Genomic DNA, 14,491 nt, shown 5'->3' on the forward strand with positions numbered 1-14,491 from the left:
TGATGTAATGGCGGCATGCCGCTTGCAGGTTTAGAGAATGAATACACAACAACTGGCGAAACTGCGTTCAATTGTGCCCGAGATGCGTCGCGTCCGGCACATTCACTTTGTTGGCATCGGCGGCGCCGGTATGGGCGGTATTGCCGAAGTATTGGCTAACGAAGGTTACCAGATCAGCGGTTCCGATCTGGCGCCGAACCCGGTTACGCAGCAGTTGTCGGCACTGGGTGCCACGATTTATTTCAACCATCGCCCGGAAAACGTGCGCGATGCAAGCGTGGTTGTTGTTTCTACGGCGATTTCTGCGGATAACCCGGAAATTGTTGCTGCCCATGAAGCGCGTATTCCGGTCATCCGTCGTGCAGAAATGCTTGCTGAACTGATGCGTTTCCGTCACGGCATTGCGATTGCGGGGACGCATGGTAAAACCACGACAACGGCGATGGTATCGAGCATTTATGCCGAAGCAGGCCTGGACCCAACCTTTGTCAATGGCGGTCTGGTGAAAGCTGCAGGCGTCCATGCTCGTCTGGGCAACAGTCGCTACCTGATTGCTGAGGCTGATGAAAGCGATGCCTCGTTCCTGCATCTGCAGCCAATGGTCTCAATTGTGACCAATATCGAAGCCGATCATATGGATACTTACCAGGGCGACTTCGAAAATTTAAAGCAGACGTTTATTAATTTCCTGCACAACTTGCCGTTTTATGGACGTGCGGTGATGTGCGTAGACGATCCGGTAATTCGTGAGCTTCTGCCGCGCGTGGGTCGTCAAATCACCACATATGGTTTTAGCGACGATGCAGATGTTCGCGTTGAAAATTATCAGCAGAAAGGCGCTCAGGGCTTTTTCACCATCGTGCGCCAGGACAAGCCTGAGATGCATGTGGTGTTGAATGCACCTGGCCGTCATAACGCGCTGAATGCGGCTGCTGCAGTTGCCGTTGCGACGGAAGAGGGTATCGAAGACGACGCTATTTTGCGTGCGCTCGAAAGCTTCCAGGGGACGGGGCGTCGTTTCGATTTTCTGGGCGAATATCCACTGGAGTCGGTAAATGGAAAAGCGGGCACCGCTATGCTGGTGGACGACTACGGCCACCACCCAACGGAAGTGGACGCCACCATTAAGGCAGCGCGCGCAGGCTGGCCGGATAAAAATCTGGTGATGATTTTCCAGCCACACCGCTATACGCGTACGCGTGATTTGTATGATGACTTTGCTGGGGTGCTGTCCCAGGTTGACTCTCTGGTGATGCTGGACGTTTATCCTGCAGGTGAGGCACCGATTCCAGGAGCAGATAGCCGCTCTTTATGCCGCACTATTCGTGGCCGTGGCAAAGTGGACCCAATTTTAGTTTCCGATCACGCGGAAGTAGCGGAGATTTTGGCACCGGTTCTGACGGGAAATGATTTGATCCTCGTTCAAGGTGCCGGGAATATCGGCAAAATCGCCCGAAACCTGGCTGAAATCAAATTGCAGCCTCAAACTAAAGAGGAAGGGCGTCATGGCTGATAAGATCGCCGTTCTTCTCGGAGGCACCTCCGCTGAGCGTGAGGTTTCTTTGCAATCCGGCAGCGCGGTGCTGGCGGGATTAAAAGAAGCGGGTGTTGATGCACATGCTTTTGATCCGCAAAACGAGTCCGTACTTGAGCTGAAGGCTCGGGGTTTTGACAAGGTTTTTATCGCGCTGCACGGTCGCGGTGGTGAAGACGGGACTTTGCAAGGGCTCCTGGAGTTTCTTCAACTGCCTTATACCGGCAGCGGCGTTATGGCATCGGCGATAACGATGGATAAGCTGCGCAGCAAACTGCTGTGGCAGGGCGCGGGTTTGCCCGTTGCACCATGGGTTGCCGTTAATCGCCAGGATTTCGCTGCGGGACTGAGTACTGCGCTGCTTGAGCGTTTTACTGCGTTAGGTGTGCCGGTTATCGTTAAGCCGAGTCGTGAAGGTTCCAGTGTAGGCATGTCTAAGGTGGATAGCCTGGATGCTCTGCCAGCCGCGCTTGAACTGGCCTTTGAGCATGATGATGAAGTGCTGATTGAAAAATGGTTGAGCGGCCCGGAATACACGGTTGCGATTTTAGGCGAGGAAATTTTACCGTCTATTCGCATCCAACCCGCTGGAACCTTCTATGATTATGAGGCGAAGTATCTCTCTGATGAAACTCAATATTTCTGCCCTGGCGGATTAATTGAGCAAAGAGAGCAGGAATTGCAGGCATTAGTTCTGCAGGCCTGGCAGATTCTCGGCTGTAGCGGCTGGGGCCGTGTCGATGTGATGCTGGATAGCGATGGTCAGTTTTACCTGTTAGAAGTGAACACTTCTCCGGGCATGACCAGCCACAGCCTGGTGCCGATGGCGGCTCGTCAGGCGGGGATGAGCTTCTCACAACTGGTTGTACGTATTTTGGAACTGGCGGACTGATATGTCGCAGGCTGCACTGAACGCGCGTAATCGTGCCGAGGAAAATGCCAGCTCTCGGCGTAGCAACGGGTCCCGTCTGGCAGGGATGATTTTCCTGTGTGCGGTACTGTTGAGCGTGTTTATCGGTGGTTGGATTGTGGTGGGCTGGATGGAAGATGCCCAGCGTTTGCCACTCTCCAGACTGGTGGTGACCGGAGAGCGGCACTACACACGTAATGATGATATACGCCAGTCTATTCTGGCCCTGGGGCCTCCGGGTACTTTTATGACCCAGGATGTCAATATCATCCAACAGCAGATAGAGCGCTTGCCCTGGATCAAGCAGGCAAGCGTTAGAAAGCAGTGGCCGGACGAATTGAAGATTCATCTGGTTGAATATGTGCCGGTAGCGCGTTGGAATGACCAGCATATGGTTGACGCAGAGGGAAATTCCTTCAGCGTACCAGCAGAACGCACCAGTAAGCAGAATTTGCCGATGCTTTCCGGCCCGGAAGGTAGCGAAAACGAAGTTCTGCAAGGTTACCGTGACATGGGCGTGGTGCTGGCAAAGGATAAATTTACGTTGAAACAAGCGGCTATGACCGCTCGCCGCTCCTGGCAGTTGACGCTGAATAACGGAATTAAGCTCAACCTTGGTCGGGGCGACACGATGAAACGTCTGGATCGTTTTGTAGAACTGTACCCGGTTCTGCAGCAGCAGGCGCAGGCTGATAACAAACGGATCAGTTATGTCGACCTGCGATACGATTCAGGCGCCGCGGTAGGTTGGGAGGCACTTCCTCCTCCGGTACCTAATCCGAATCAGCAACAGAATCAGGCACAGGCAGAACAACAATGATCAAGGCGACGGACAGAAAACTGGTAGTTGGACTGGAGATTGGCACCGCGAAGGTTGCCGCTTTAGTAGGGGAAGTTCTGCCCGACGGTATGGTCAATATTATTGGCGTGGGCAGTTGCCCTTCGCGTGGTATGGACAAAGGCGGAGTAAACGACCTCGAATCGGTAGTTAAATGCGTTCAACGGGCGATTGACCAGGCTGAATTGATGGCAGACTGCCAGATATCTTCAGTTTACCTGGCGCTGTCCGGCAAGCATATCAGCTGCCAAAACGAGATAGGCATGGTGCCAATTTCGGAAGAGGAAGTGACGCAAGAAGATGTTGAAAATGTGGTGCATACGGCAAAATCAGTGCGTGTTCGAGATGAACACCGCGTTCTGCATGTGATTCCACAGGAATACGCTATTGATTACCAGGAAGGGATCAAAAACCCGGTAGGCCTGTCCGGTGTCCGTATGCAGGCGAAAGTGCATTTGATTACCTGCCATAACGATATGGCGAAAAACATCGTTAAAGCGGTTGAACGTTGTGGTTTGAAAGTTGACCAATTAATTTTTGCCGGCCTGGCCGCAAGCTATGCGGTACTGACCGAAGATGAACGCGAGCTGGGTGTCTGTGTTGTGGACATCGGCGGTGGTACCATGGATATGGCGGTGTATACCGGAGGCGCGTTGCGTCACACCAAAGTTATCCCTTATGCCGGGAACGTGGTGACCAGTGATATCGCCTATGCCTTCGGGACGCCACCGAGCGATGCGGAAGCGATTAAAGTTCGCCATGGTTGTGCTCTGGGATCTATCGTCGGTAAAGACGAGAACGTTGAAGTTCCTAGCGTGGGGGGGCGTCCGCCGCGCAGCCTTCAGCGTCAGACGCTGGCCGAAGTGATTGAGCCCCGCTACACAGAGTTGCTCAACCTGGTCAACGAAGAGATTTTGCAGTTACAGGAACAGCTCCGCCAGCAGGGTGTTAAACATCACCTGGCGGCGGGGATTGTGTTAACCGGCGGCGCGGCACAAATTGAAGGCCTGGCAGCCTGTGCTCAGCGTGTGTTCCATACGCAGGTGCGTATCGGTCAGCCGTTGAATATTACTGGCCTTACTGATTATGCCCAGGAGTCGTATTACTCGACCGCAGTAGGGTTGCTGCACTACGGGAAAGAATCACATCTCAGTGGTGAAGCAGAAGTGGAAAAAAGGACCTCTGTCGGCTCATGGTTTAAGCGACTGAATAGCTGGCTGAGAAAAGAATTTTAATTTTTATAAGAGACCGGAGACAATTAGCGGTCTCAGGCGACAGGCACAAAACGGAGAGAAACTATGTTTGAACCTATGGAACTGACCAACGACGCGGTGATTAAAGTCATCGGCGTCGGTGGCGGCGGCGGTAATGCCGTTGAACACATGGTGCGCGAACGCATCGAAGGCGTTGAATTCTTTGCGGTTAACACAGATGCTCAGGCACTGCGTAAAACCGCTGTCGGCCAGACGATCCAGATCGGTAATGGGATCACTAAAGGTCTGGGCGCAGGCGCAAATCCAGAAGTGGGTCGTAACGCTGCGGAAGAAGACCGCGAAGCTTTACGTGCTGCGCTGGACGGGGCAGACATGGTGTTCATCGCTGCAGGTATGGGTGGTGGTACCGGTACCGGCGCTGCACCTGTTGTGGCTGAAGTCGCTAAAGACTTGGGTATCCTGACCGTTGCCGTCGTGACTAAGCCTTTCAACTTTGAAGGCAAGAAGCGTATGGCATTCGCTGAGCAGGGCATCGCCGAGCTGTCCAAGCATGTTGACTCCCTTATCACTATTCCGAACGACAAGCTGTTGAAAGTGCTGGGTCGTGGTATTTCTCTGCTGGACGCATTTGGTGCGGCAAACGACGTACTGAAAGGTGCTGTGCAGGGTATTGCCGAGCTGATCACTCGTCCTGGCCTGATGAACGTTGACTTCGCGGACGTACGTACCGTGATGTCCGAAATGGGCTACGCCATGATGGGCTCCGGCGTTGCCAGCGGCGAAGATCGCGCTGAAGAAGCGGCAGAAATGGCTATCTCCAGCCCACTGCTGGAAGATATCGACCTGTCTGGTGCTCGTGGCGTGCTGGTTAACATCACCGCTGGCTTCGACCTGCGTCTGGATGAGTTCGAAACCGTGGGTAACACCATTCGTGCGTTCGCGTCCGACAATGCAACCGTGGTTATCGGTACATCTCTGGATCCAGAGATGAACGACGAACTGCGCGTTACCGTTGTTGCTACTGGTATCGGTATGGACAAACGTCCTGAAATTACCCTGGTGACTAACAAGCAGGTACAGCAGCCGGTGATGGATCGTTACCAGCAGCATGGTATGGCTCCGCTGACGCAAGAGCAAAAGCCGGCCGCTAAGGTGGTTAACGACAATACACCACAGACGGCGAAAGAGCCTGATTATCTGGATATTCCAGCGTTCCTGCGTAAGCAAGCTGATTAAGAATAAACCGGAAGTTGGGAATATTCGCTCTTTGTGCTAAACTGGCCTGCCGTTAGTGATATACACTCTCGGCTAGCTTAGTAATTTGGCGGGATTATACGATGATCAAACAAAGGACACTTAAACGTATCGTTCAGGCGACTGGCGTCGGTTTACATACCGGCAAGAAAGTCACGCTGACGCTACGCCCTGCGCCGGCAAATACCGGGGTCATCTATCGTCGCACCGACTTGAATCCTCCGGTAGATTTTCCGGCTGATGCCAAATCCGTGCGGGATACCATGCTCTGTACTTGTCTGGTAAACGAGCATGATGTACGGATTTCTACCGTAGAGCACCTCAACGCTGCCCTGGCAGGGCTGGGTATCGACAACATTATTGTTGAAGTTGATGCACCAGAAATCCCTATCATGGACGGCAGTGCGGCGCCGTTTGTCTATCTGCTGCTTGATGCAGGGATCGACGAACTGAACTCGGCCAAGAAATTTATACGTCTGAAAGAGACGGTTCGTGTGGAAGATGGCGATAAATGGGCTGAAATGTCACCGTTTAATGGTTTCTCGTTGGACTTTACCATCGACTTCAACCATCCGGCGATTGATGCAAGCACCCAGCGCTATACCATGAACTTCTCTGCTGAAGCATTCATGCGTCAGATTAGCCGTGCGCGTACCTTTGGTTTTATGCGTGATATCGAATATCTGCAGTCCCGTGGCCTGTGCCTGGGCGGCAGCTTCGATTGTGCCATCGTTGTTGACGATTATCGCGTATTGAACGAAGACGGCCTGCGTTTTGAAGATGAATTCGTTCGTCACAAAATGCTGGATGCGATCGGCGATCTGTTCATGTGTGGCCATAATATTATCGGCGCATTTACCGCCTATAAATCAGGTCACGCGTTGAACAACAAACTGCTGCAGGCTGTTTTGGCTAAGCAGGAAGCCTGGGAATGGGCGACCTTCGAAGACGAAGCCGAACTTCCGCTGGCGTTTAAAGCACCTAAACTGGTGCTGGCGTAACGCTTGAATTAGCGATTACGACTGGTTTTGCTGGTACCCTCTCCGGCCAGTGAAGCCAGTCGTTCTATTGTTGCTCTTAATTTCTCCGGGCTACGTTTAGCCACCTCTCTCAACGCTTCCGCACTCTCTTTACTCAGTTGACGATTCACTTCATATTTTTCTGTCCCAGTCTGAGTGGTGTTTTCTTGAACAGAATCCTGCCCTTTTACCGCCAGCGAAGGATTAATCCTGATGTCGATTGATGTCAATGATGGTAATATTTGGGCGCGTAATGCACTCAGCAGCGTGGCTTGTTCATAGCGTAAGCGCATCAGCCAGCTGGCATTTGCGGTTTCAAGGACGAGAATGCCCTGACGAAAGTTGGCCACCCGGCACCAGGGATGCAGTGGAGCAGGTAAAATGCCTTTCACTGCCCGGTTAAGGCGTAGTAGAGCGACGGCACGTTGCTGTACGTTTTGCAGCATGCTTTCCTGACCGGCTTCGTCAAACAGATTTTCTAAAGATTGCGGGCGACTGTCGCGCATACATTAAGCTCCGGCGGAAAAAGTGATTGGTATTCTAAATCGTTGGCGACAATTTGGCAGACGTTATTTCTGGCCGCATCTCCTGTTGGGGATGGTCGCGGCGAGTTTTGGCATGCCTGCGCTCAACGGTAACACAGAAACCGGCGTGCCCGCTGAAGCTTCCGCCAGCCGTCACGATTCGGCACGGCAGCTGCGTTTTGATAGCCTTGTTCAACTGCAAGAAAGCACCCGCCGTCCTTCCTTTAGTGTGGACTATTGGCACCAGCATGCAATCCGCACCGTTATCCGTCATCTTTCCTTTGCTATGGCACCTCAGGCTTTGCCTGTGGCCCAGGAAAATGTGCCGCTTCAGGCACAGCACCTTGCCCTGCTCGACACGCTTAGCGCGCTGTTAACGCAAGAAAGTAAACCTCCCGTTATTGTTCGCCAGACTGCGTTTACGGCATCTCCTGTGGGGGACGTTTTCAGTACCGTGGTGTGGATCCGTCAGGTACAGGGCATCCGTGCAGGCCCGCTTTGCCTCAGCTAATTCATCTTCCAAACTAACAACAATTTATTGACCGCACTGACGGCAGGCGTTTGAGAATTTATTATGCTAATCAAATTATTAACTAAAGTTTTCGGTAGTCGTAACGATCGTACACTGCGCCGTATGCGCAAAGTTGTTTCCGTGATCAACAGCATGGAACCGCAGATGGAAAAGCTCACTGACGATGAGCTGAAGGCTAAAACTGGTGAGTTCCGCGCGCGCCTGGAAAAAGGTGAAGTGTTGGAAAACCTGATCCCAGAAGCTTTCGCCGTTGTTCGTGAAGCCAGTAAGCGTGTCTTCGGTATGCGCCACTTCGACGTACAGCTGCTGGGCGGTATGGTCCTGAACGATCGCTGCATCGCGGAAATGCGTACTGGTGAAGGTAAAACCCTTACCGCAACGCTGCCTGCTTACCTGAACGCACTGAGCGGCAAAGGTGTGCACGTTGTTACCGTGAACGACTATCTGGCGCAGCGTGATGCCGAAAACAACCGCCCTCTGTTTGAATATCTGGGCCTGAGCGTCGGTATCAACCTGCCAGGCATGCCGGCTCCGGCTAAGCGTGAAGCTTACGCCGCAGACATTACCTACGGCACCAACAACGAATACGGTTTCGACTACCTCCGCGACAACATGGCTTTCAGCCCTGAAGAGCGCGTGCAGCGTAAGCTTCACTATGCGCTGGTGGATGAAGTTGACTCCATTCTGATCGATGAGGCGCGTACGCCGCTGATCATCTCCGGCCCGGCGGAAGATAGCTCTGAGCTGTACAAACGCGTGAACAAAATCATTCCACACCTGATGCGTCAGGAAAAAGAAGACTCCGACACCTTCCAGGGTGAAGGCCACTTCTCTGTGGATGAAAAATCTCGTCAGGTTAACCTGACCGAACGCGGTCTGGTGCTGATTGAAGAGCTTTTGGTGCAGGAAGGCATGATGGAAGAGGGTGAGTCATTGTACTCTCCTGCCAATATCATGTTGATGCACCACGTAACAGCTGCGCTGCGTGCCCATGCGCTGTTCACCCGCGACGTTGACTACATCGTGAAAGATGGCGAAGTCATTATCGTTGACGAACACACCGGCCGTACCATGCAGGGACGTCGTTGGTCAGATGGTCTTCACCAGGCCGTCGAAGCGAAAGAAGGCGTCGAGATTCAAAATGAAAACCAGACGCTGGCGTCTATCACCTTCCAGAACTACTTCCGTCTTTACGAGAAGCTGGCGGGGATGACCGGTACTGCAGACACCGAAGCGTTTGAATTTAGCTCCATTTATAAGCTCGATACCATTGTTGTGCCGACTAACCGCCCAATGATCCGTAAAGATATGCCGGATCTGGTCTACATGACCGAGCTGGATAAAATCGGCGCAATTATCGAAGACATTAAAGAGCGTACCGCAAACGGCCAACCCGTTTTGGTTGGGACCATCTCCATTGAGAAATCTGAAGTGGTTTCTCATGAGCTGACCAAAGCCGGTATTAAGCACAACGTACTGAACGCTAAGTTCCACGCCAACGAAGCGGCTATCGTTGCTCAGGCGGGTTACCCAGCTGCAGTGACCATCGCAACGAACATGGCGGGTCGTGGTACGGATATCGTGTTGGGCGGTAGCTGGCAGGAAGAGATTGCCGAGCTGGACGATCCAACCCCAGAACAAATTGCTCAGATCAAAGCGGACTGGAAGGTTCGCCACGACGCGGTACTGGCGTCAGGCGGTCTGCATATTATCGGTACCGAGCGTCATGAATCCCGTCGTATCGATAACCAGCTGCGTGGTCGTTCTGGCCGTCAGGGTGATGCCGGTTCATCCCGCTTCTACCTGTCGATGGAAGATGCCCTGATGCGTATCTTCGCCTCAGATCGCGTGTCCAACATGATGCGTAAACTCGGCATGAAGCCGGGCGAGGCGATTGAACACCCTTGGGTAACCAAGGCGATTGCCAACGCACAGCGTAAAGTTGAAAGTCGTAACTTTGATATTCGTAAACAGCTGCTGGAATACGATGACGTCGCGAACGATCAGCGCCGCGCTATTTATACCCAGCGTAATGAGCTGCTCGACGTTACGGATGTGAGCGAAACTATCGCCAGTATTCGTGAAGACGTCTTCAAAGTTACCATCGATGCACATATTCCGCCTCAGTCTCTGGAAGAAATGTGGGATGTAGAAGGTCTGGAAGAGCGCCTGAAAAACGACTTTGATCTCGAGATGCCGATCAAAGAGTGGCTGGATAAAGAACCTGAGCTGCATGAAGAAACCCTGCGTGAGCGTATCCTGCAGACGGCGATTGAGCTTTATCAGCGTAAAGAAGAAGTTGTTGGTGCAGAAATGATGCGCCACTTCGAAAAAGGCGTGATGCTGCAAACGCTCGATTCCCTGTGGAAAGAGCACCTTGCGGCAATGGATTACCTGCGTCAGGGCATCCACCTGCGTGGTTATGCACAGAAAGATCCGAAGCAGGAATATAAGCGCGAATCCTTCTCTATGTTTGCCGCGATGTTGGAATCACTGAAATATGAAGTGATCAGCACCCTGAGCAAAGTCCAGGTACGCCTGCCGGAAGAAGTGGAAGCGATGGAACAGCAGCGTCGTGAAGAAGCCGAGCGCCTGGCACGTATGCAACAGCTTAGCCATGTGGATGACGAAACTCAGGCCGCACAGGCGCTGGCAGCAGAAACTGGCGATCGCAAAGTGGGGAGGAACGATCCTTGCCCATGTGGTTCCGGTAAAAAATACAAACAGTGCCATGGCCGTCTGAGCTAAGGTCTGACAAAATCGAAAAGGCGCAGCTTGCTGCGCCTTTTTTACGCATGGAGTTTGAGAATATGAAGCAACTGCAAATCGCCGTCGGCATTATTCGTAATCAGCAGGGTGAAATTTTTATCACGCAGCGCGCAGCCGATGCGCACATGGCGAATAAATGGGAATTCCCCGGTGGGAAGATTGAGGCCGGTGAGTCCCCGGAGCAGGCGGTGATCCGCGAATTACAGGAAGAAACCGGTATTGTGGCGCAGAAGCCCAAACTGTTTGAAACTCTTGAGTACCAGTTCCCGGATCGTCATATTTCTCTGTGGTTTTATCTGATAGAGAGCTGGGCAGGAGAACCCTGGGGCAAAGAAGGGCAGCCAGGACGTTGGGTTGCTCAGGGAGAGCTCATCGCTGACGAGTTTCCGCCAGCCAACGAGCCCGTTATTTTAAAACTGCTGAACGCTTAGCGTTCCTGTTCTTCGCTCCAGCCTTCGCTTTCAGAGAGGTCGCCGCTGCTGGGAATACGTTTTTCCTCTGCGGCCCATTCTCCAAGGTCGATAAGCTGGCAGCGTTTGCTGCAGAACGGCCGGTAAGGGCTGCTCTCGTTCCAGATAACGGCTTTACCGCAGCCCGGGCAATTGACGATAGTCTCTTCGCTCATGTTTCTTCCTTAACAGCAGGCTAGCTCAAAGTCGAGGCGTTCTGGAACCAAGCCATTTTCCGAATCCAGCGGCATAAACCGAATCGCAAAGCGGCTTTTATGGCCGGATATCTGCGGATAAAGCTGGTCGCCAAGAGTGAGATGTAGGCGAAGCAGGTCGGCATCATCGCCGTTGTCCTGGTAGAATCCATTGAGGCTGGTTTGTTTCCGGAACGGCGCAGAATTGCGGATGATGTCCAGCAGAAGGTCGAGCGACTGTTTCACAGGTTCGAGACTGTTTAGCCAAAAATGAACCTGAGCATCGCGTTGTTCCTGGGGCAGATAAAGCCAAATGTGCAGGGTAGGCAGGTCGAAGCTGCAGCAGCCGCCTGGGATGCTAAGACGCTGACGTACCAGCGCAATAAGCCGATCTTCTCGCAGTATCTGCCCTATACGCGGCGCGGCCATTAGCACACTGCCACAGCTCTCCAACTGGCTTCGCAGTGAGTCGATACGCTGCATATCAACCCCCGGGACTTCCGACCAGCTCAGCAGTTTACGCTGCTGACGGCTTATCTCTTTGAGAATATCAGTGCGAATTTCGCCCCTTTCAAACACATCCAGTAAGTCACCGACGTTACGAAAAAAATGCAGCGCCTTTGCGCTGTCATTGATAGGAAGTGCTGACTGCATCTGTTGGATCAAAAACTCAATACGCAGCCATGTGCGCATTTTCTCATTCAATGGGTGTTCGAAAAGAACCTGAGTGTTCATTATTCTGCTTCCTGTTGTGCGGCCAGACTAGCCAGTTTCAGGTACTGGCGATGCAGGCGGTCAACATGCACGACAACGTCCTGGGGACTGCCGTCATTATTAATTACATCATCTGCCACGGCGAGACGAGCTTCCCGGGAGGCCTGAGCGTCCAGGATCTGCTGTGCGTGTTCGCGGGAAACATTGTCCCGCAGCATAGTACGCGCAATCTGGGTTTCGGGGGAAACATCCACCACTAAAATCCGGTCTGCCTTTTGTTGCAGATTGTTTTCTACCAACAGAGGGACTACCCACAACACGTAAGGTGAGGTAGCACGGGCAATCTCATCACGGGTTTGCTGCTGGATTATGGGATGTAGCAGGTTATTGACCCATTGCTTTTGCTGCGGGGAGCTGAAGATCGTTTCTCTCAACGCCCGACGGTTTAAAGAACCATCTTCCAGAAGGATCTCTGGGCCAAAATGTTGAGAAATGAGAGCTAACGCACGTTGGCCTGGCTCAACAACCTGACGGGCAATCACATCTGCATCGATGACGGTGACTCCAGCGCGGGAAAAGGCTTCGGCGACGGTACTTTTACCACTGCCAATGCCGCCCGTAAGTGCAACCGTGAAAACCATAAATAACCGATCCTGATGATATATTTATCAATAAGATAAAGGCCTTTCTACAACGTGATTCTCAGTGGGTTTGCACCACATAAAAATCTGATATTCGCCGTCTGAGGGCCTTTTACCGTTTACCAGGTAAATTTAAACGATTGTAGCGTAAAAAAGTCGGTTTTCGCAGTCTTGCGGAGTCATTATTACTGCGTATGATAGCGTCACTGGAGTTGGCTGTTGTTTGCTCGTTTTATTTTAAGCCACAGGTACGTTTACCGTGCTTGCTCACCCCAGTGTCTGATTTCTTTCTCTCTGGGTTTGGGCTTACCTCTGTACTGTGTCTTGAGTAATGAAGAGCCTACCGCCGATCGCGTTCATCGCTATTCGACCCAGGGATCTGCACCATGCGTATTGAAGAAGATTTGAAGTTAGGTTTTAAAGACGTTTTAATCCGCCCAAAACGCTCCACCCTCAAAAGCCGTTCAGACGTTGAGCTGGAACGTCAATTCACATTCAAGCATTCCGGTATCACGTGGTCTGGCGTCCCTATTATTGCTGCAAATATGGACACCGTAGGCACTTTCGCGATGGCGCAGGCGCTGGCCTCATTCGATATCTTTACCGCCGTGCACAAACACTACTCTGTAGAAGAGTGGAGCAACTTTATTCGTTCCGTGCCTGAAAGCCTGCTGCGCCATATCATGGTCTCAACCGGCACGTCTGATGCAGATTTTGCCAAAACTAAGCAGATTCTGGCCCTGACGCCTGCGCTGAAATTTATCTGCATCGATGTGGCAAACGGCTACTCTGAACACTTCACCCAGTTCGTCAGCAAAGCGCGCGAAGCATGGCCTGACAAAGTTATCTGTGCGGGTAACGTGGTTACCGGTGAAATGTGTGAAGAACTGATCCTGTCCGGGGCTGATATCGTGAAAGTGGGCATTGGCCCTGGTTCTGTATGTACCACGCGCGTTAAAACCGGCGTGGGCTATCCTCAGCTTTCCGCTGTCATTGAATGTGCTGACGCAGCTCACGGCTTAGGCGGCCAGATCGTCAGTGACGGTGGCTGTACTATGCCGGGCGATGTGGCTAAAGCCTTTGGTGGTGGCGCTGACTTCGTTATGCTGGGCGGTATGCTGGCAGGGCATGAAGAAAGCGGTGGTACTGTTGTTGAACAGGATGGCGAGAAGTTTATGCTGTTCTACGGTATGAGCTCCGAGTCGGCTATGACCCGTCACGTAGGCGGTGTTGCGCAGTACCGCGCCGCAGAAGGCAAAACCGTTAAGCTGCCTCTGCGAGGGCCGGTGGAAAATACCGCTCGCGATATTCTTGGCGGCCTGCGTTCTGCCTGTACCTATGTAGGTGCCTCTCGCCTTAAAGAGCTGACCAAGCGCACAACTTTCATCCGCGTAGCGGAACAGGAAAACCGCGTTTTCAATAGCCTCTGATGGGCATCGATGACGCAGCTCAGGCTGCGTCATCCTCCTCCGCCCATGGCATCCCCCATCTGGAAAATAGGCAGATACATGGCGATCACCAGTGTGCCAATGATCAAGCCAATGACCAGCATCATGACTGGCTCTAGCGTGGCGGCAAGATTTTCAGCCAGCTCCTGCGTTTTCTCATAATGCCAGCGCGCCAGGCGTTCAAGCATCAAATCCAGAGAACCGGATTCTTCACCAATTCGAACCAGCTGTTGGCAAAGTGGTGTGAAATACCCCGACTGCTCCAGTGCCTGCCATAGGGGCTTTCCCTCGGAAACCCGATCGCGTACATCATTGACATCCTCCCCGCCCTAAAGGGCGAGGATTCCTACTACGCTCAAACCAGGGTCTGAGTCGTTTCGGTGGGTTCCTGCTTCATCGAGCGGCCTAAAGCTGCCATCTCTCCACAGGCTAACGCGGCGTGCCCCGCCGC

At 52.7% G+C, this 14,491-nt stretch carries 15 protein-coding genes and 1 pseudogene; 10 read left to right on the plus strand and 6 right to left on the minus strand.

What is annotated here, in order from left to right; translation table 11 throughout:
• Window positions 1-37 precede the first annotated feature (37 nt).
• The 6 genes from murC to lpxC all read left to right on the plus strand — a co-directional run bounded on the left by murC (window position 38) and on the right by lpxC (window position 6,751).
• On the plus strand, window positions 38-1,513 hold the full coding sequence (gene murC, locus B9Y90_RS12600) for a UDP-N-acetylmuramate--L-alanine ligase (RefSeq protein ID WP_085541413.1): 1,476 nt from the start codon (window positions 38-40) through the stop codon (window positions 1,511-1,513).
• Entirely contained in the window at window positions 1,506-2,426 is a 921-nt protein-coding gene (locus tag B9Y90_RS12605) for a D-alanine--D-alanine ligase (protein ID WP_085541414.1), read from the plus strand. Before murC ends, B9Y90_RS12605 begins: the two co-directional genes overlap by 8 nt.
• Before the next feature lies 1 nt (window position 2,427).
• Window positions 2,428-3,264, plus strand: a complete 837-nt coding sequence (gene ftsQ / locus B9Y90_RS12610) for a cell division protein FtsQ (RefSeq protein WP_039290293.1) — start codon at window positions 2,428-2,430, stop codon at window positions 3,262-3,264.
• Window positions 3,261-4,517, plus strand: a complete 1,257-nt coding sequence (gene ftsA, locus B9Y90_RS12615; RefSeq protein ID WP_008461798.1) for a cell division protein FtsA — start codon at window positions 3,261-3,263, stop codon at window positions 4,515-4,517. The genes ftsQ and ftsA overlap by 4 nt, the downstream gene beginning before the upstream one ends.
• Before the next feature lie 63 nt (window positions 4,518-4,580).
• On the plus strand, window positions 4,581-5,732 hold the full coding sequence (ftsZ, locus tag B9Y90_RS12620; RefSeq protein ID WP_008461800.1) for a cell division protein FtsZ: 1,152 nt from the start codon (window positions 4,581-4,583) through the stop codon (window positions 5,730-5,732).
• Between the two features lie 101 nt (window positions 5,733-5,833).
• Window positions 5,834-6,751: a UDP-3-O-acyl-N-acetylglucosamine deacetylase gene (gene lpxC, locus B9Y90_RS12625; RefSeq protein WP_085541415.1), complete on the plus strand. Its 918-nt coding sequence runs from the start codon at window positions 5,834-5,836 to the stop codon at window positions 6,749-6,751.
• Between the two features lie 8 nt (window positions 6,752-6,759).
• On the opposite strand, the gene B9Y90_RS12630 is transcribed toward lpxC, so the two are convergent.
• Window positions 6,760-7,275, minus strand: coding sequence for a DUF721 domain-containing protein (locus B9Y90_RS12630; RefSeq protein WP_085541416.1), 516 nt, complete (start codon window positions 7,273-7,275; stop codon window positions 6,760-6,762).
• 22 nt (window positions 7,276-7,297) lie between these two features.
• Here B9Y90_RS12630 and secM point away from each other — a divergent pair, with 22 nt between their 5' ends.
• From secM to mutT, 3 genes are all read left to right on the plus strand, one after another.
• Complete coding sequence (gene secM, locus B9Y90_RS12635; protein ID WP_039290302.1) at window positions 7,298-7,804, plus strand: secA translation cis-regulator SecM; 507 nt, start codon at window positions 7,298-7,300, stop codon at window positions 7,802-7,804.
• Between the two features lie 63 nt (window positions 7,805-7,867).
• Window positions 7,868-10,573 carry a preprotein translocase subunit SecA gene (secA, locus tag B9Y90_RS12640; RefSeq protein ID WP_085541417.1) on the plus strand — a complete coding sequence of 902 codons (2,706 nt, stop codon included), beginning with the start codon at window positions 7,868-7,870 and terminating at the stop codon, window positions 10,571-10,573.
• Window positions 10,574-10,635: 62 nt separating this feature from the next.
• Window positions 10,636-11,025, plus strand: a complete 390-nt coding sequence (gene mutT / locus B9Y90_RS12645; RefSeq protein WP_085541425.1) for an 8-oxo-dGTP diphosphatase MutT — start codon at window positions 10,636-10,638, stop codon at window positions 11,023-11,025.
• Here the strand turns inward: mutT and yacG are convergent.
• The 3 genes from yacG to coaE are packed head-to-tail and all read right to left on the minus strand — an operon-like array spanning window position 11,022 to window position 12,592.
• Window positions 11,022-11,219 (minus strand): DNA gyrase inhibitor YacG, encoded by a 198-nt coding sequence (yacG, locus tag B9Y90_RS12650; protein ID WP_038475555.1) that lies wholly within the window; start codon window positions 11,217-11,219, stop codon window positions 11,022-11,024. The two genes, mutT and yacG, sit on opposite strands and share 4 nt — an antisense overlap.
• A 9-nt stretch (window positions 11,220-11,228) precedes the next feature.
• Window positions 11,229-11,972 (minus strand): cell division protein ZapD, encoded by a 744-nt coding sequence (gene zapD / locus B9Y90_RS12655; protein ID WP_008461814.1) that lies wholly within the window; start codon window positions 11,970-11,972, stop codon window positions 11,229-11,231.
• A complete protein-coding gene (gene coaE, locus B9Y90_RS12660; RefSeq protein WP_085541418.1) occupies window positions 11,972-12,592 on the minus strand; it encodes a dephospho-CoA kinase in 621 nt (206 codons plus the stop codon). Before coaE ends, zapD begins: the two co-directional genes overlap by 1 nt.
• Before the next feature lie 386 nt (window positions 12,593-12,978).
• Between coaE and B9Y90_RS12665 the strand changes: the two genes are divergently transcribed.
• A complete protein-coding gene (locus tag B9Y90_RS12665) occupies window positions 12,979-14,022 on the plus strand; it encodes a GMP reductase (RefSeq protein ID WP_085541419.1) in 1,044 nt (347 codons plus the stop codon).
• A gap of 29 nt (window positions 14,023-14,051) precedes the next feature.
• On the opposite strand, the pseudogene B9Y90_RS12670 reads toward B9Y90_RS12665, so the two are convergent.
• Window positions 14,052-14,351: pseudogene (locus B9Y90_RS12670) on the minus strand (type II secretion system F family protein); the annotation flags it as partial.
• A 44-nt stretch (window positions 14,352-14,395) separates the two neighbouring features.
• Window positions 14,396-14,491 (minus strand): hypothetical protein (locus tag B9Y90_RS27660; RefSeq protein WP_441302653.1); only part of this gene is annotated, 96 nt, incomplete at its 5' end.

This window comes from Cedecea sp. NFIX57, assembly GCF_900177785.1.
Taxonomy (GTDB): Bacteria; Pseudomonadota; Gammaproteobacteria; order Enterobacterales; family Enterobacteriaceae; genus Cedecea; species Cedecea neteri_C.

Excerpts from the sequence above, each read along its gene's own strand:
- murC (WP_085541413.1), top strand. The coding sequence starts at position 38 with ATGAATACACAACAACTGGCGAAACTGCGTTCAATTGTGCCCGAGATG.
- B9Y90_RS12605 (WP_085541414.1), top strand. The coding sequence starts at position 1,506 with ATGGCTGATAAGATCGCCGTTCTTCTCGGAGGCACCTCCGCTGAGCGT.
- ftsQ (WP_039290293.1), top strand. The coding sequence starts at position 2,428 with ATGTCGCAGGCTGCACTGAACGCGCGTAATCGTGCCGAGGAAAATGCC.
- ftsA (WP_008461798.1), top strand. The coding sequence starts at position 3,261 with ATGATCAAGGCGACGGACAGAAAACTGGTAGTTGGACTGGAGATTGGC.
- ftsZ (WP_008461800.1), top strand. The coding sequence starts at position 4,581 with ATGTTTGAACCTATGGAACTGACCAACGACGCGGTGATTAAAGTCATC.
- lpxC (WP_085541415.1), top strand. The coding sequence starts at position 5,834 with ATGATCAAACAAAGGACACTTAAACGTATCGTTCAGGCGACTGGCGTC.
- B9Y90_RS12630 (WP_085541416.1), bottom strand. The coding sequence starts at position 7,275 with ATGCGCGACAGTCGCCCGCAATCTTTAGAAAATCTGTTTGACGAAGCC.
- secA (WP_085541417.1), top strand. The coding sequence starts at position 7,868 with ATGCTAATCAAATTATTAACTAAAGTTTTCGGTAGTCGTAACGATCGT.
- mutT (WP_085541425.1), top strand. The coding sequence starts at position 10,636 with ATGAAGCAACTGCAAATCGCCGTCGGCATTATTCGTAATCAGCAGGGT.
- yacG (WP_038475555.1), bottom strand. The coding sequence starts at position 11,219 with ATGAGCGAAGAGACTATCGTCAATTGCCCGGGCTGCGGTAAAGCCGTT.
- zapD (WP_008461814.1), bottom strand. The coding sequence starts at position 11,972 with ATGAACACTCAGGTTCTTTTCGAACACCCATTGAATGAGAAAATGCGC.
- coaE (WP_085541418.1), bottom strand. The coding sequence starts at position 12,592 with ATGGTTTTCACGGTTGCACTTACGGGCGGCATTGGCAGTGGTAAAAGT.
- B9Y90_RS12665 (WP_085541419.1), top strand. The coding sequence starts at position 12,979 with ATGCGTATTGAAGAAGATTTGAAGTTAGGTTTTAAAGACGTTTTAATC.